General features: G+C 59.8%; 19 protein-coding genes. 11 read left to right on the top strand and 8 right to left on the bottom strand.

The window, feature by feature from the left end:
* From BSG19_RS24415 to BSG19_RS24405, 3 genes are all read left to right on the top strand, one after another.
* The coding region (locus BSG19_RS24415; protein ID WP_092990616.1) for an NmrA family NAD(P)-binding protein at nt 1–720 on the top strand (720 nt) is incomplete at its 5' end.
* A 37-nt stretch (nt 721–757) separates the two neighbouring features.
* On the top strand, nt 758–1,231 hold the full coding sequence (locus tag BSG19_RS24410) for an SRPBCC family protein (protein WP_092990615.1): 474 nt from the start codon (nt 758–760) through the stop codon (nt 1,229–1,231).
* A 71-nt stretch (nt 1,232–1,302) separates the two neighbouring features.
* Entirely contained in the window at nt 1,303–1,968 is a 666-nt protein-coding gene (locus tag BSG19_RS24405) for an NAD(P)-dependent oxidoreductase (RefSeq protein WP_092990614.1), read from the top strand.
* A 72-nt stretch (nt 1,969–2,040) separates the two neighbouring features.
* Here BSG19_RS24405 and BSG19_RS24400 read toward each other — a convergent pair whose 3' ends face one another.
* On the bottom strand, nt 2,041–2,595 hold the full coding sequence (locus BSG19_RS24400) for an NAD(P)H-dependent oxidoreductase (protein WP_092990613.1): 555 nt from the start codon (nt 2,593–2,595) through the stop codon (nt 2,041–2,043).
* 82 nt (nt 2,596–2,677) lie between these two features.
* Between BSG19_RS24400 and BSG19_RS24395 the strand changes: the two genes are divergently transcribed.
* Nucleotides 2,678–3,589, top strand: a complete 912-nt coding sequence (locus BSG19_RS24395) for a LysR family transcriptional regulator (RefSeq protein ID WP_092990612.1) — start codon at nt 2,678–2,680, stop codon at nt 3,587–3,589.
* 92 nt (nt 3,590–3,681) lie between these two features.
* On the opposite strand, the gene BSG19_RS24390 is transcribed toward BSG19_RS24395, so the two are convergent.
* On the bottom strand, nt 3,682–4,062 hold the full coding sequence (locus tag BSG19_RS24390) for a winged helix-turn-helix transcriptional regulator (protein WP_092990611.1): 381 nt from the start codon (nt 4,060–4,062) through the stop codon (nt 3,682–3,684).
* Between the two features lie 88 nt (nt 4,063–4,150).
* Here BSG19_RS24390 and BSG19_RS24385 point away from each other — a divergent pair, with 88 nt between their 5' ends.
* Complete coding sequence (locus BSG19_RS24385; RefSeq protein ID WP_092990610.1) at nt 4,151–5,047, top strand: NmrA/HSCARG family protein; 897 nt, start codon at nt 4,151–4,153, stop codon at nt 5,045–5,047.
* 78 nt (nt 5,048–5,125) lie between these two features.
* On the opposite strand, the gene BSG19_RS24380 is transcribed toward BSG19_RS24385, so the two are convergent.
* The 5 genes from BSG19_RS24380 to BSG19_RS24360 all read right to left on the bottom strand — a co-directional run bounded on the left by BSG19_RS24380 (nt 5,126) and on the right by BSG19_RS24360 (nt 9,729).
* Nucleotides 5,126–5,866 carry an ABC transporter ATP-binding protein gene (locus BSG19_RS24380; protein ID WP_092990609.1) on the bottom strand — a complete coding sequence of 247 codons (741 nt, stop codon included), beginning with the start codon at nt 5,864–5,866 and terminating at the stop codon, nt 5,126–5,128.
* Nucleotides 5,859–6,572 (bottom strand): ABC transporter ATP-binding protein, encoded by a 714-nt coding sequence (locus tag BSG19_RS24375; protein ID WP_092990608.1) that lies wholly within the window; start codon nt 6,570–6,572, stop codon nt 5,859–5,861. The genes BSG19_RS24380 and BSG19_RS24375 overlap by 8 nt, the downstream gene beginning before the upstream one ends.
* Nucleotides 6,569–7,519: a branched-chain amino acid ABC transporter permease gene (locus BSG19_RS24370; RefSeq protein ID WP_092990607.1), complete on the bottom strand. Its 951-nt coding sequence runs from the start codon at nt 7,517–7,519 to the stop codon at nt 6,569–6,571. The genes BSG19_RS24375 and BSG19_RS24370 overlap by 4 nt, the downstream gene beginning before the upstream one ends.
* Nucleotides 7,516–8,394: a branched-chain amino acid ABC transporter permease gene (locus BSG19_RS24365; protein ID WP_170866097.1), complete on the bottom strand. Its 879-nt coding sequence runs from the start codon at nt 8,392–8,394 to the stop codon at nt 7,516–7,518. The genes BSG19_RS24370 and BSG19_RS24365 overlap by 4 nt, the downstream gene beginning before the upstream one ends.
* Before the next feature lie 66 nt (nt 8,395–8,460).
* On the bottom strand, nt 8,461–9,729 hold the full coding sequence (locus tag BSG19_RS24360; RefSeq protein WP_092990605.1) for an amino acid ABC transporter substrate-binding protein: 1,269 nt from the start codon (nt 9,727–9,729) through the stop codon (nt 8,461–8,463).
* Between the two features lie 117 nt (nt 9,730–9,846).
* On the opposite strand from BSG19_RS24360, the gene BSG19_RS24355 reads away from it, so the two are divergent.
* The 6 genes from BSG19_RS24355 to BSG19_RS24330 all read left to right on the top strand — a co-directional run bounded on the left by BSG19_RS24355 (nt 9,847) and on the right by BSG19_RS24330 (nt 14,678).
* Nucleotides 9,847–10,662 carry an IclR family transcriptional regulator domain-containing protein gene (locus tag BSG19_RS24355; RefSeq protein WP_092990604.1) on the top strand — a complete coding sequence of 272 codons (816 nt, stop codon included), beginning with the start codon at nt 9,847–9,849 and terminating at the stop codon, nt 10,660–10,662.
* Between the two features lie 124 nt (nt 10,663–10,786).
* A complete protein-coding gene (locus BSG19_RS24350; protein WP_092990603.1) occupies nt 10,787–11,362 on the top strand; it encodes an NADPH-dependent FMN reductase in 576 nt (191 codons plus the stop codon).
* Nucleotides 11,363–11,389: 27 nt separating this feature from the next.
* Complete coding sequence (locus BSG19_RS24345) at nt 11,390–12,202, top strand: citryl-CoA lyase (RefSeq protein WP_092990602.1); 813 nt, start codon at nt 11,390–11,392, stop codon at nt 12,200–12,202.
* 9 nt (nt 12,203–12,211) lie between these two features.
* A complete protein-coding gene (locus BSG19_RS24340) occupies nt 12,212–13,390 on the top strand; it encodes a CaiB/BaiF CoA transferase family protein (protein WP_092990601.1) in 1,179 nt (392 codons plus the stop codon).
* A gap of 38 nt (nt 13,391–13,428) precedes the next feature.
* Complete coding sequence (locus BSG19_RS24335; protein WP_092990600.1) at nt 13,429–14,289, top strand: DODA-type extradiol aromatic ring-opening family dioxygenase; 861 nt, start codon at nt 13,429–13,431, stop codon at nt 14,287–14,289.
* Nucleotides 14,286–14,678 carry a hypothetical protein gene (locus BSG19_RS24330; RefSeq protein WP_092990599.1) on the top strand — a complete coding sequence of 131 codons (393 nt, stop codon included), beginning with the start codon at nt 14,286–14,288 and terminating at the stop codon, nt 14,676–14,678. The genes BSG19_RS24335 and BSG19_RS24330 overlap by 4 nt, the downstream gene beginning before the upstream one ends.
* Before the next feature lie 82 nt (nt 14,679–14,760).
* Here the strand turns inward: BSG19_RS24330 and BSG19_RS24325 are convergent, their stop codons facing one another.
* Complete coding sequence (locus tag BSG19_RS24325; protein WP_092990598.1) at nt 14,761–15,696, bottom strand: nuclear transport factor 2 family protein; 936 nt, start codon at nt 15,694–15,696, stop codon at nt 14,761–14,763.
* Nucleotides 15,697–15,723 lie beyond the last annotated feature (27 nt).

Genomic DNA, 15,723 nt, shown 5'->3' with positions numbered 1-15,723 from the left:
CTCGATGTAGACTCGCTGCGCAGCGCATTCGAAGGCGTCACTACGCTCTTTCTGCTGAACGCTGTCGTACCGGACGAATTCACCCAGGCTCTGATTGCCCTCAACCTGGCACGCTCGGCTGGCATCGAACGGATCGTCTACCTGTCGGTGATCCACGCCGACGTCTATGTCAACGTTCCGCATTTCGCCGGGAAGTTTGCCGTCGAGCGCATGATCGAGCAGATGGGGATGGCCGCCACGATCCTGCGTCCGGCCTACTTCATCCAGAATGATCTGACGATCAAGGATGTCATCACCGGCTACGGCGTCTACCCCATGCCGGTCGGCGACAAGGGCCTCGCGATGATCGATGTGCGCGATATCGCAGAGATTGCCGCCCTCGAACTGCTGCGTCGCGAACAGGCAGCACAGCCGCTGCCCCTCACCCGCATCAATCTCGTCGGTCCCGAAACACTAACCGGAGCCGATATCGCCGCCATCTGGTCGGACGTCCTGGGACGCCCGATCGGCTATGGGGGTGGCGACACAGCGGCCTTCGAGCAGAACCTCAAGCAGTTCATGCCGCCATGGATGGCCTACGACATGCGCATGATGGGCGAGCGGTTCCTGACCGACGGCATGCTGCCCGACGAGGGCGATGTCGAGCGCCTGACAATGCTGCTTGGCCGCCCGCTTCGCTCCTATCGCGACTTCGCTTTGGAAACTGCGGCCTCCGCCTGAGGAAGGCCGTCCCACATACAAAACAAGGACCATCGTCATGATCTATTCGACCGCCACCGTTCTCGTAAATCCTGAAGGCGAAACCACGCTCACCCGAGAGCAGGTCTGGAAAGGCCTTAAACTGAAAGCGCGCGACGCGCGTTTGTTTCTTCCGCCGGGCCTCTGCACCCGCTGCGACGTTGTCGAGGAAAGTGCGACTCATTTCGTTCGCGAGGCGACGATCGCAGGCTCTGGCATCAGGGAGATCATTACCCTGGAAGCGCAAAGCAAGGTCACGTTCTTTCAGGCGACCGGTCCGCGCGAGGGCTCCATCATCAACGAACTGTTCGAGGATGAAGCCGGCGCGCTGCAGCTAAAATTCTACTGCTACCTCGGTCTGCGCGGCAAGCAGCCCGGCGGACCAGAAGAGCAGGCCGAACAGGCGCAGTTCGACAGTGACAAGGGATACAGATCTGCCCTCCTGTCGACGCTCAAGCGAACACGCGAGCTCGTAGCAGAGGGGAAGCTCTGATTACCCCCAGCAACGACACCAGAAGGGCGGCCTCTTGGCGAGGCGCCCAGCCATTTAAGAGGACCAAGACAATGACTATCTCTGTTACCACTACCAACGCCGCTGCACCGAAAATCCTGGTGCTCGGCGCCACCGGGCCGACCGGCCGTCATATCGTCAGCCAAGCCGTAGGTCGCGGCTATGATGTTACCATCCTGGTGCGTTCGCCTGAAAAAACCGCGAACTTGGAGGGGGCAAAGATTGTGGCTGGAGATGCCCGTGACGAAACGGTGTTGCGCAAAGCCATGAAGGGCCACGACGCCGTGATCAGCGCGCTCGGCACACCAGCCAGCCCATTCAAGGACGTGACACTGCTATCGACGGCGACCCGAGCGGTTGTTGACGCCATGAAGGCAGAGGGTGTGTCGCGCCTCGTAGCGATCACCGGGATCGGCGCCGGTGACAGTGCCGGCCATGGCGGCGTCCTGTTCGACAAAGTTATCTTTCCACTGCTGCTGCGCAAGGTTTACTCCGACAAGAACCGCCAGGAAGCGATTCTCAGAGATAGCAACCTTGCTTGGACCATCGTCCGGCCATCGATCCTCAACAACAAAGCGGGTCGCAAGGAAATACGAGCCCTCACCGACTTAAGGGATTTTCATGGCGGCTCCATCTCGCGCCAAGACGTTGCAACCTTCGTGCTGGATCAGGTTGCAACAGATCGCTGGCTTCATAAGATGCCGTTGATCACCTGGTAAGGTTGGCTCAGCGGCAGCCTTGTAAGTCGTTCGGAAAGTGCACAAACCGCGCCCTGCGAATGGCGAGGAATGCTAAGCAGCCGTTGAGATCCTGCTCAATGTCACGAATGACACGATCGTAGACCTGTAATCATCGACAGCTTTTGCTAGAGATCTATCATCTAGATTCCGTACGTCATGGACGGCAAAAGGTGATTGCCAATGCCAGCCGCAGCGTCGCGTCGTGGCTTTGAGCGACGCGAAGAGGTCGTCGATCGTTAGTCCGATGCGGCTTTCTGGATGGTAGCTTGCAGATGGCCCCCCCGTCGTAGTTGCTGCAAGCACCGGAAGACCCGCGGTGGATATTCCAAGGTCGGGCTCTTGATAAAACATCGGCGTAAGCACCACGTCTTCCCATAGCTTGAGAAGTGGCGGTGTAGAGTACCAGAACAGTGGGAACTGGAGTACAAGCCTGTCAGCCCGCAGCAGCCTGTCGATCTCCGCTTGTGGATCGATCCGATTATCGGGGTAAAGTGCGTAAAGGTCGGCGATTTCCAGATCCGACAGACTCTGAAGTCCTTTGAGCAGTGCGCGGTTGACCCGCGAGGCTTCAAGATCGGGATGGGCAAGCAGCAGCAGCGTTGTCATCGTCTATTCTCCTTCGTCCAGTGCTTATGCCGCGTTGCTTCCCCATTTTTCCAAATGATATTTGTTATGCTAGACCATTCATATGGTGAAGCTACGCAATGTCGATCTCAATCTGCTGGTGATTTTGGACGCGCTTTTAGACGAAGCGCATGTGGGACGAGCCGCAGCCCGGCTTGGTCTGTCGCAACCGGCAGCTTCCAACGCACTGGCGCGTGCACGCAATCTGTTCGACGATCCGCTTCTGGTGCGCGCTTCAGCAAAAGGGCTTCAGCGCACGCCGCGTGCCAACTTGATCCGGGAGCCTCTCCGCCTCGCACTTGCTGATCTTTCCATCATCGTGGAAGCCAATCCTCCTCCTGTTGCCGAACTGCAAGGTGCTGTTCGCCTCGTCGTATCTGATATTCCAGCCATCGCCCTGGGCGCCAGAATCACGAGGGAATTGGCAAGACTTGCACCTGGCATTGATCTGATTTTTCATCCCTGGCACGTGGGAGATGAAGTCCAGCGCCTAACCCGAGGCGAGATAGATTTGGCTGTTGCCGTTGCCCCTGCCTCAGGAGTTTCATTCAGGAGCGAGTGGCTCGGCGAGATCCCTTATTCCGTTTTGATGAGGCGCGAGCACCCTTCGGCCAGTGACGAAACACTTGATATCGATAGGTGGCTGGCGTCTCCCCACGTTGTCGTATCGGGCCATGGTGGCAAGCGAGGATCTGTCGACAGTGCACTAGGCAAGATCGGTCGAGAGCGACGTGTCGCCATCGTCGTGCCGACTCTCTTGATGGCACTCGAACTTCTTTGCGAAACAGACCTGATGGCCACGTTTCCCAAGGCTGCCATGACGAGCACCATTGGGATGCGACTAACGACCCGCCCACCCCCGGTAGCCTTAGAGCCCGTGTCGCTCTATCTCGTCAGCCACCATCGCTCAACAGACGATCCGGCTGTAAAGCTGGTGGCTGATTTGGTTCACAGATTCGCGCAAGAATTATTTTGAAAGCTGGGCGATCCCGTCAATCACGGTACTCGCACAACGTGTTGGCTGATAAAGCGGGTAGCAAGATCCGCCCGGATCTGCGGTAAGTCTCGTCACTGGTTGTTTCGATCGTAGATCTGACGGTGCTGCTCAATGACTGAAAGGTTATTTTGAATCCATGAGTTGAGCCCTTCAAGGGCGCCTAGAACACCAATACCCATCTCAGTCAGATCATATTCGACCCGCGGCGGCACTTCGGGAAAATAGTGCCGCATGATAAGGCCGTCACGCTCAAGATTGCGCAATGTCAGTGTCAGCATCCGCTGCGTAATCCCGTCGATCTCCTTTCTGAGTGCGGAGAAACGGAGCCGCCGGTCCTGTGCGAGTGAAAGGCGCCAAAGGACCTGAACGGTCCATTTGTCACCGAGCCGAGTGCAAATTCCGTTAAACGAGATTGGCCTGAACTGAGGACTGTGCTTTTCCAAGGGTATCATTCCTGTGCCCCATGCTAAAGAATGTGCCGTCTTCCGGACGCTTCTTTTTCGTTTATATGGATTACCCTTGTTAACACGAGGGCTTCCCATGAAAAATGATAAACCTCCAATTCTTGTATTCGGCGCAACCGGGCGACAGGGCGGATCTGTTGCGAGGGCCCTACTCAGGGAGGGTTGGCCTGTCCGCGCACTTGTGCGTAATCCATCAGAACCGGCTTCAGTAGCGCTTCGTAACGCGGGGCTTGAGGTCATGACCGGCTCATTCCAGGACCCTGATGCAATGCTGGCTGCGATGAAAGACACGTATGGCATCTTCAGTGTGCTACCGGCTGATATGGCGGCAGACGATGAGATACACTATGGGACGTGCATCGCGGACCTCGCCTCTGAAAGTGGTATCGCCCATTTCGTCTATTCCTCGGGCGCCAGCGTCGGCGATGTGCTGACTGGTGTGCCACGCTTTGACGCAAAACCACGCGTTGAAGCCCACATCCGGCAGCTGCCAATCACCGCTACCATCATTAGACCGATGATCTTTATGGAAATGCTCGTAAGACCCGGTTTGGGTCTGCATGAGGGGAGGTTGGTCTCTCTGATCAAACCGGAAAATTCAATTCAACTGATTGCCGTGGAGGACATCGGAAAATTTGTTGCGGCCATATTCACCGATCCAATCAAATTCAGTGGCGTGACTTTGAAAATTGCGAGCGACAGAGTTACTGGCCACGACCTCGGAGCCGCCTTCACCGCAGTAGCAGGCCGCCCCATATCTTACGCACGCTTTTCAGACGACGTTCTCGCAGCCAATATCGATCTTGCTCATATGGCCTGGAGCCTCGAGAACGGGCCGCTGGCGGAACAGGTCGATCTGAATGTGATGCGTGAGTTGAATCCGGAAATCCTCAGCTTCCAGTCCTGGCTTGGTACAAGCGGACGTCAAGCCCTTGATAAGGCACTAGACGCACGTCTGCCTCCGGACCACTAGTTCGCGCCGGCGTCGCAGGTTCCGCCCATCAGAGACGACGTCGCAACCTCAGAAGTTTGGGACTGCAGCCGACCTAGACTAGTGCTGAATGACTCCTCCTAGCATTGCCTTGCGGATATCCTCATGAGCTATCTCGCCTTCGGAACGCCTAAATTCCCGCTGAATGCTGCCGTGCGCTAGGATATAAGCCCGCGACGAAACATCGATCGCCTGGAAGAAGCTCTGCTCTGCCATCAGGATGGTCATGCCGCTCTTGGCGCGCAGATGTTCGATGGCAGCCAGCACATCGCGCACCACGATCGGAGCCAAGCCGACTGACGGCTCGTCGATGACGACGATCTTCGGCAAGGTCATCAGCGATCGGGCGATTGCCAGTAACTGCTGCTGTCCGCCGCTCATGGTCGAGGCGATCTGCCGGCGCCGCTCCAGGAGAAGTGGAAACGTGTCAAAACAGTATGACAAGTTTTGGGTCATCCGGTCGCGGACCACCGGATTGCTGCCTGCAAGCTTGAGATTGTCCTCGACCGAGATGTTAGGCACCAGCCGGCGACCCTCCGGCACTATCGACAGACCAAGCCGGACGATCTCGTGCGGCTGAAGCCTGGTGAGATCCCTGCTCTTGCCGTTCCACTCGAGCAGGATCCGCCCGGCACTGGCGCGCACGAAGCCCAGCACGCAGTTGAGCAGCGTGCTTTTGCCGTTGCCGTTCATGCCGAGCAGCGCCACCATCTCGCCCTCGTTGAGTTCTAGCGAGACGTTGCGCAGCACGGAGACCGCGCCGTAGCCGGCGGACAAATTGTCGATGATCAGCCTATTCACCGAAATACACCTTCTGAACGAGCGGGTTGTCGGCGATCTCCGCCGAGGTGCCGGTGGCGATCAGCCGGCCGGTCTCGAAGCAGACGATCCGCTGCGAAAAGCGCATCACCGCATGCATGATGTGCTCGATCATGATAACCGCCACGCCGGAGCGGTTAAGCGCGAAGAGGATTTCCAGAACCTCGTCGATCTCCTCGTCCGACAGTCCGGCCATCGCCTCGTCGGCGATCAGCACCTTCGGATTGCCGACGAGGGCGCGGGCAAGCTCGAGCTTGCGGAGTTCGAGCTGCGACAGGGTTTCGGAGGCATCCGCCGTGCGGCCCGACAGCCCGACGCTTGCCAGCACGGCGTGGGCCCGCTCCGCTTTGCTGCCGTCGACATGGCAGTAATCGAGCGGCACCAGAAGGTTTTCGAGAACCGTCATGCCGGTGAAGGGACGCGGGATCTGGAAGCTGCGCGAGATGCCGAGCCGCGCGCGTTTGTGGGCCTCGATCCGGGAAATATCGCGGCCTTGGAAATGTACCGAACCCTTGTCAGGAGCATAAACCCCGGTGATGCAGTTGATCAGCGTTGTCTTGCCGGCGCCGTTCGGACCGATGATGCCGAGCCGTTCCCCGGCCGACACGTCGAGATCGACCGGACCAAGCGCCCGGAAGGATCCGAAGATCTTCTCGACCCCCTTCAGGGACAGGATCGTCTCGCTCATGACCGCGCCCTCCTCTGCTTGCGGCCAAAGAGTTCGGCCAGTCCGCCCGGCGCGAAGGCGACGAAGGCGATCAGCACCAGGCCGACGAACAGGATGTTAAGTTCGGAGGATATGGTCACCGTGGCGATCTGCTGTACTGAGGCGAGCAACAATGCGCCGAGGACCGGGCCGACCCAGCTGCGGGTGCCGCCGATCAACGGCATGGCGATGGCATTGAGGCCGATGATCAGGCTGAAGGCGGTGACCGGCTCCATATAGGAGGTGTAGAACGGATAGGGCGCTCCGGCCGCCGCAAGCACCGCTCCGCTTAGCGCGCAGGCGAGCAGCTTCAGGCGCAGCGTCGGCACGCCGGAACATTCGGCCGCATCCTCGCTCGCCCGTACGGCACGCAGCCCGCGGCCGATCCACGAGATCTCGACGAACCGGGCGAGCGTCACGGCAGCAGCCGCAATGATCAGCATGACGGTGAAATTGAATTGCGACGGCCCAGGGCTCCAGAACGGCTGACGCGGCCCGTAGACGGCCATGCCGCTGGCGCCGCCGAGCGCCGGGATGTTGTGGACGATGGTTTCCAGCACCACAACGAGCCCAAGCGTCGCGATGGCGAAGTAGACACCCTGGATGCGCAGTGTCAGATAGCCCATCAGCAGGCCGAGAACCGCGCCGAAGATGGCCGCAGCAAGAATGCAAAGCGGCAGCGGCAGGCCGAGCGTCGTGAACAGGAAGGCCGACAGATAAACGCCCGCGCCGAAGAAGCCCGCCGCACCGAAATTGATGTATCCCGCATAGCCGCCGAGGATGTTCCAGCCGGTGGCGATCGTCACATATTGCAGGACGACGTAGCCGACGAAGAAGTAGAACGGGTTCTTCAGGACCCAGGGCATCAGGAAACCGAGCACCAGAACGATGGCGATGCCGACGAGGAAGAGGATGGAATTCTTGGTCATCGCGCGGCTCCGAACAGGCCCTGGGGGCGGAGTGCGAGGCCGAGAAGCAGGATCGCGAAGGCAACGCCGGGAGACCAGGAAGGATTGAGGTAGCTGGAGACCAGCGCCTCGGAGATGCCGATAACGATGGCGATCACCAGGCTACCGGGGATCGAGCCCATGCCTGCCAGCACGACGATGGCAAACACACGGCCGATCTGGAAGCGCCCGGAGAACGGTTCGATCGGGCCGACCATAATCAGTGCCGCGCCGGCGACCACGGCGGTCGCGGTGGCGATGCCGAAGGCGTGCCGCTTGATGGACGCCGGGTTGAGCCCGGCAATCGACAGGGCCCGCTCCTCATGCGCCACGGCGCGGATGGCCGTGCCGGTATTGGTGCGGCTGAGATAGAGCCAGACGGCGCCGATCATCACCGGCGCGAGAAGCGCCGGGATCAGCAGTCGATAGGGAATCGTGAGGATGCCGAGCCGCAGGCTGGAGCCGATATAGAAGACGTTGACCGATTTCAGCTCGGAGCCGAAGCTCAGCGCCAGCAGGATCTCAATCACCAGCGACAGGCCGAAAAACAGCGTCAGGCTCTGCAGGACATTGGCGCCGCCGCGACGCTCGAAGAGCCGCGAGTAGAACAAGTAGAGCGCAACGCCGAGAAGGTAGAAGGGAACGAGGCCGACCAGCGCCGCAAGGATCGGGTCCACGCCCCACTGGGCCAGCGTATAGACAAAGAAGGCGCCCGCAATGACCAGCGTCGGGTGAGCGATATTGGGTATATGCAGAATACCGAAAGTGATCGCGAGACCAAGCGCGAGCGCCGCATAGACGCTGCCCAGCAGGATCCCGGTCACCAGGGCATTCACCAGAATGTCGATTGATAGCATGATAGGGCCCTGAGCCAGCATCACGCCGGCTCTCTGGAACGTTAGAGACAATGACGTGGCCGATTGTCAGCCGGCGCGAGCCTTGTTGTAGGGACCGGCAAGATCCCCTGTCTTCAGTGACGGCGGATCCAGGATTACCTGGCGACCGGGACTGCGGAACTGTTCCAGATCATTGCCCTTGATGCCGCGCAGCTGGACCATCAGCACCCGCCGCTCCTTCCAGTCGCCGATCTCGTTGAAGGCGGTCGGGCCAGCAATCGTGTCGACCGTATTGGCGTGCAGGAATTCAGCCATCTTAGCCGGATCAACCGATTTGGATCCGGTGATAGCCGCGGCAGCCAGCTGTCCTGCGACGTAATAGAATGGCGGGATGTAGTAGCCGAGCGGGTCGACGCCCTGCTTCAGCGCAATCGGCGTGTAGCGGTCGAAGAAGTACTTGATATGCGGCGTCTGCATCGTCGGCTCCGGCACGAAGGTGTGCGAGTTGACGAGGCCGTTCAACTCTGGGCCGAGCGAGCTCAGAAGCGCGCCATATTGTGGACCGATCATGCAGCCGCCAAAGATCTTCACCTTGTCGGAAATGCCGATTTCCTTGACGCCGCGGATGATCGCCGTACTGTCGGCTGGATAGGATGCAATGAAGATCGCGTCGGGATCGGCGGCATTGATGTTGCGGATGATCGACGAGAAGTCGCTGGTATTCGGCGGATAGCTCTGGTTGAACACGACCTCCATGCCGTATTCCTTGGCAACCTCTGCACCACCCTTGGCAGCGTTCTTGGAAAACTCAAGGTCAGCATTGATGATCGAGACCGTCTTCACGCCTTGCGCCCTGGCGAGATCGAAGAAGCCCCGGGCCCAGTCGCGGCCTGAATTTGGCCCCCAGGGGCCGCTGTGGAAGAACTTGTCGTGCCTCGCCACGTCGTTGCCGGCAAGTCCGAACATGCCGATCATGAACAGGTCGCGCTGTTTGATGAACGGCATGACCGGGGCGGAAAGATTGGCGCCGTAGGGCGAGAAGAGCACGTCGCAGGCATCGACGTCGACGAGCTTCGAATAGATCGCCGGGACGTTGGCGGCGCTGCTCTGGTCGTCATAGGTGATCAGTTCAACCTTGCGACCGAGTAGGCCACCAACGGCATTCACATCGTCGCGCCACAGCTCGTAACCGATCAGGCCGTTCTTGGTGCTCGAGAGTGGACCAGTGAGCGACACGCTCGCCCCTACCCGGATCGGCTTGTCCTGCGCAAACGCCTTGCTGCCGAGGATCGCCGGAGCGGCAAGTCCAGCGGCCGTGGCCGCCATCAGCTTGTGAAAGTCCCGTCTCGTCTTCATCGCTTTTTCCCTCCCAAGAAATTCGCTGTACGAATAAATATTCGCTTAACGATAGGCAGTAGGTCTTGCGCTTGTCAATCCCTTGTGCGAACGAAAAAGAAAAGGCAGGAGAATCCTATGATCGACAGCAAGTCGTCCGACTTCGTCGAAGCCCTCGCGAGGGGGCTGTCCGTCCTGGAAGCTTTCGACGCCACTGATCCGGAAATGACGCTCGCCGAGCTGTCCCGCAAGGTCGGCATGTCGATCGCCACGGTCCGGCGCAACGTCCTGACCCTCGAGGCACTCGGCTTCATTCGCCGCCACAACAAGCACTTCCTGCTGGCGCCCCGCATCCTGTCGCTCGGCTCGTCCTATCTCAACGCTTTCAAGGTGGAGGAAGCGGTGACGCCCGAGCTTCACCGGATCACCTCTCAGTTCGGCGATGCCGCGAACATGGCGGTGCTCGACGGCACAAACGTCCTCTACGTCGCCCATCTGTCAGAAAGCCTCGGTGTGCGTCGCAACGCCAGCCTCGGCGTCACCTATCCGGCCTATGCCACGTCGATGGGTCGGACGCTGCTCGCCGCGCTGCCGGGGGAGGACCTCGACCGCTACTTCCAGGCTTACAGCCCGGTCAAGCTCACCGACTACACGGTGACGGACGAGGCGGAACTGCGCAGGATGCTGGTGGAGGTGCGGGCGAGCGGCTACTCGATCACCGTCGACCAGCTCGACTACGGCATTACTGCAATCGCCGTGCCGGTGAAGGATACGACTGGCCGCGTCGTTTGCTCGATCAACAGTTCGGGCTATACGCCACGACTAACTCCCGAGGAACTGGTCGAGCAGCGCCTGCCGGAACTGCGGCTTGCTGCCAACCGTCTCTCCCAGCTTTTTGCCCGTTTCCCGGCACTCGTTCACTCGCTGGCACCGGCTCCGCCGACGGCGCGATAACGACCCGGCACTCTGTCATCGGGTCCGATTTCGACGGGAACGGTCTTGACAGGCGTCTCCAAAACTATTCATTATACGAATATAAGTTCGTACAGCGAATATTCTTAAGGGCTGGGAGGGTCTCATGACACGGTTGAAGATCACCGTCATCGTTGGCAGCGCCCATCAGGCATCGCTCAACAGGCTGCTGGCGCTGGCGCTGACCCGGCTCGCCAGCCACGACATCGAATTCGACTGGGTATCGATCCACGACCTGCCGCTCTTCGACCAGGATCGTCTCGATCATGGGTTTCCCGATGCCGCCGAGCGGCTGAAAGAGCAGATCCGCTGGGCCCACGGCCTGCTGATCCTGACGCCGGAGCATAACCGCTCTATCTCGGCGATGCTGAAGAACGCCATCGACTGGGCGTCCCGCCCGTTCGGCGCCAGCGTCTGGGCCGGCAAGCCCGCAGCGATCGCCGGCGCCTCCTACGGGCGCATCGGCACGGCCGCCGCGCAGCAGCACCTGCGGGCCGTGCTTGGCTGCCTCGACGTGGCGGTGATGGGACAGCCGGAAGCCTTCATCCACCTGGTGCCCGGCCTCATCACGCCGGAAGGCGACGTGACCAATGACGACACCCGCATCTTTCTGCAGGGCTACATGGACCAGTTCGAGCGATGGGTCCGCCGCTTTACCGACACCACCGACATCACACCCTGACCTTTGTCAGCATCTGAGGATTTCCGCATGAAAATCGGCAAGCAATCAGCCCCCTACCAGGCGATCTGCACCTCCAATCCCGACACGATCATCGTCCGCGGCCACGACCTGGTAAACGACCTGGTCGGCTCGATCTCCTTTACCGAATATACCTGGCTGCTGGTGGCCGGCACGCTGCCCGACGACAAGCAGCGCCGCATGCTGGACGCGACGCTTGTCGCCATTGCCGAGCATGGGCTGGTGCCGAGCGTCCAGGCGGCGCGCATGACGCTTGCCGCATCGCCGGAAGCCGTCCAGGGCGCCGTCGCTGCAGGTCTGCTGGGCTGCGGCTCGGTCATTCTCGGTGCCTCGGAATCGGCCGGCGCCTTCTTCCGCGACGTCCGCGAACTGAAGGAAGCCGACGGCAGCTCCACGGAAGCGGCCGCCGAAAAGCTGATGCGGCGTTACAAGGACGACCGCAAGCCGCTGCCGGGATACGGACATCCACTGCACAAGGGCAGCGATCCGCGCGCCGAGCGCCTTCTCGACATTGCCGCCGAACTGGGGCTGTCCGGCATCCACTGCGATATTGCAAAAACAATCGAAAGACTGATTCCTGACATCATCGGCAAACCGCTAGTCATGAATGTCTCGAGTGCCATTCCGTGTGTGTTGCTCGATGCCGGCTACCCACTGCTGGCGCTGAAGGGAGTGCCGCTTCTGGCACGCACCGCCGGCCTTATCGGCCATCTGCTGGAAGAACAGACCCGGCCGATCGGCTTCATCATGTCCCACGCCGCAGCAGGCGCCATTGATTACGACGGTCGCGCGCCAACGGGTTTCGTCGCGAACGAGAACTAGGATCCGGACATGCTGACCGCTCTCAATCATATTCGCATCGTCGAACAGGGCACCTTCATCACGGGCCCTTGCGCCGGCATGATGCTCGCCGATCTCGGCGCCGACGTCATCAAGATCGAATCGCCCGGCAACGGCGATCCCTACCGCAGCTTCAAGACGGGTTTCTACAGCGCCCATTTCCAGGCCTACAACCGCAACAAGCGCGCGATCGGCCTTGATCTCAAGAACGAACAGGACCGCGACGTCTTCTACCAGCTGGTCGCCCAGGCAGACGTCTACATCCAGAATTTCAGGCCCGGCGCCGCCGGCCGCTTCGGGGCCGACTACGAGACGCTCGCCCGGATCAATCCGAAGCTGATCTACTGCTCGATCAGCGGCTTTGGCCCCGATGGACCCTATGCGCAGCGGCCGGTCTACGATTCGGTCGCGCAGGCCGTCAGCGGCTTTCTCAGCGTCGCCATCGATCCGCAGCAGCCGCGCTTCATCGGCCCGGCGCTTGCCGATGCGATCACCGGCATCTATGCCGCGCTCGGCATATCGGCAGCATTGGTGGAGCGCGGCGTGACCGGCAAGGGCAAGCGCATCGACATCTCGATGATCGAGGCGATGATGCATTTCGCCGTCGAGCCGTTCATGGGCTACTTTGCGCTGGGCGAAGAGCCGAGCGGCGTCGACCGCCCTCGCCTGGCACAGGCCTTCATCGTCCGCTGCAAGGACGAAAAATTGTTCGCCTTCCACCTGTCGTCGCTCGACAAGTTCTGGGACGCGCTTGTCGAGGCGGTCGACGGCCAGGCGCTCGCCGCCGATGACCGGTTCTCGCAGCGCCTGAAGCGGATCGACAACTACGAGGCGCTGAACGCCGAGCTCAACGCCATCTTCGCGACACGCAACCGCAGCGAATGGCTGGAGCGGTTCGACCGCTTCGATGTGCCCTTCGCCCCGATCAACAACATATCCGAGGTGGTCAACGATCCGCAGGCGCAGCATCTGGGCATGTTCGTGCCGGTCGCGGGACGCATCGAGGGCGCCGAGCAGACGGTCCGGCCGGCTTATTCGTTCGATGGAAAGCACGCCAGCGCCGTGCGCGCTGCACCGGTCGTCAACCAGCATGGTGACCAGATCCGCTCAGCACTGGGAAGCGATCCGCAAAAGTGGCCGGAAATGCAGCCGGCCGCGCCGGCTCATTGATCATCAGGTCCGACAGACGAAGCACTTGGGAGGAGAATATGGCAACTTTAGCAGCAGTCCTTGCGACCACGCACCACCCCTTTTACCTGAAGGCGACAACCATGCCGCCGGAACAGCAGATCCCGCAGGCGGCCGAATGGAAGCGCAAGATCGAGGCCTATCGCGAGACGCTGACCCGCGCCAACCCGGACATTCTGGTGATGATCGGCTCGGACCACTTCCACCAGTTCTTCCTCGACAACTATCCGACCTTCATGATCGGCAAGGCGCCCCGCTACGACGCGACCTTCTACAACGAGGAGCGCGAGTTCGGCATTCCGAAATATGTGCTGGAAGGCCATGAGGAACTGTCAAACTTTCTGCATCAGGGCCTGATGGACCGCGGCTTCGACTTCGCCTTTAGCCACGAACTGAAGCTAGATCATTCAATCATCTGCCCGATCATCACTACACGGCCGGATGCCGACCTGCCTGTGGTGCCGATTTATACTAACATCTTCGTGCCGCCCCTGCCTTCACCCAGGCGGTTCTGGGATCTCGGCCGCGCCATCCGCGAGATCATCGACGCCTATCCTTCCGATAAGCGCATCGCCGCTATTGGCAGCGGCCACCTGTCGCTGGAACTTGGCGGCCCACGCCAGTTTAAGGAGACCGGGCCGGATCCCGAATTCGACCGCAAGGCGATCGAATGGCTGTCGACCGGCAATATCGATGCGATCTTAGAAAATGTCACCCATGAAAGCATGGATGCTAGCGGCAACGCCACGCACGGCTTTATGGACCTGATCCTGATGATGGGTATCGCCGGGCCAATCCCGTCAGCCTATCACGACAATCTGGAACTCTTCCACACGATGGAGGCCTACTTTACCTGGTATCCGGAAGGAGCAACTGCATGAGCAAGTATTATGTGAACAAGTTCCTCTTCACCGTCGACCGGGATCCAGACCTGCTACGCCGTTACAAGGAGGACTCGCGGTCGCTCGTCGCCAGCTGGGAGCAATCGATCGGCCCGAAGCTCAGTGATGTGGAGATTTCGACTGTCAACTTTCTGACCGACGCTGAGCGCAACGCGCTGATCGACCACGACTACGTGGCGCTATTTGAAATGGGAGTCCATTTCTTCCTGTCGCTGACGATCTTTATCGCCATCTACGACGATGACTACATGGCAAAACACGGCCCTCTTTCGTTCCAGCGGGAATTTGCCAGAAAACTTGAGCATTGGACTGGCAAGGACTACCCTTCGGTCGCTCTCTGGCAGGCCGCCGCGCAGCATTTCGAATGATTGATCTATGGCCTTCGCGAGACGAAGTTACGCATATATGGGAATGGCAGCAACGGAGGTTGCTGCCATTCCGGTGGGCTTTTTACTCCTCGGCAGACAGTCTCACCAGCTCCCGGTGTGTAGGAGCGGATATCAGGCGGCCGTCATAAGTTGTGGTGATACGCGAAACGAGCCCTTGGTCGTCAAGCTCCAGGGCGGTGATTCCGCGGATCTTGCCGTCGGCGCTGCGCCACTCGAACCCGCCGCCCTTTTCGCCTCCCACGATGTGCATCAGTTGGGAACCCTTTGCGAAGGGCGCTTCACTCTGGATCCTCTGCAGATACCGCGTCGTCGCATCCTTTCCGAGAAGCTGAGTGCGAAGGGCGAAATCCTCATAAATCACATCCGCCGACAGATGTTTTCCTATGTCCGCGCCATCGCTACTCGTCAGAGCCTTCTGAACGTCGGTCGCTACGTCGATTATACGCGCGGCAGCGTTTCCGCTTATTTCCTTCTCACGGAACTCGGTGGGGAACTTGTCAGACGGCGTGCGAACCGCATTATAGACGTCAGCTGGGAAGCCCGTACTGTCCCAGTAGTCTGCCCAACGGATAATCTTTCCATCCTTGAAGTCCACGGCGCCGAGAAGTCTTATCTCCCCGCCAAAAAGCTCCGGCGTGTCGATAAACGCGACGACTGCGCTGTCCGGGCCACCGATGATGCGGAATGGATAGGATTTCCCTTTTCCCCACTTTGGCATGTACTGCGCAAAAACAGCCTTCAACGCATTGAAGTCATTCAGTGGCCAGCCCAGGATAGCGTCGGTATAAGTCAAAAGCTGCGGGGAGAAAAACGACATCGTTGCATTGACGTCGTGCTGGCTTTTGGCAGTGAAATAGGCCCGGAAGAAATCCACGGTCTGCGGGTCGGCCTTCGCCGTTTCAGCGATGTCGGGAAATACGCGCTCGGCGGAATGCGCCCCCGGGGCAGATACCGCTATGAAAAGAGCCGTTGCGGCAACAGACAGTCGTCCCATCATAAAACCTCCTCAGTGTTGGGTAGTTTT

It is taken from the genome of Rhizobium sp. NFR03 (genome assembly GCF_900111275.1).
Lineage (GTDB): Bacteria > Pseudomonadota > Alphaproteobacteria > Rhizobiales > Rhizobiaceae > Ferranicluibacter.
The sequence above is the reverse complement of the archived record's forward strand: the minus strand, read 5'-3'. Positions and strand labels throughout refer to the sequence as shown.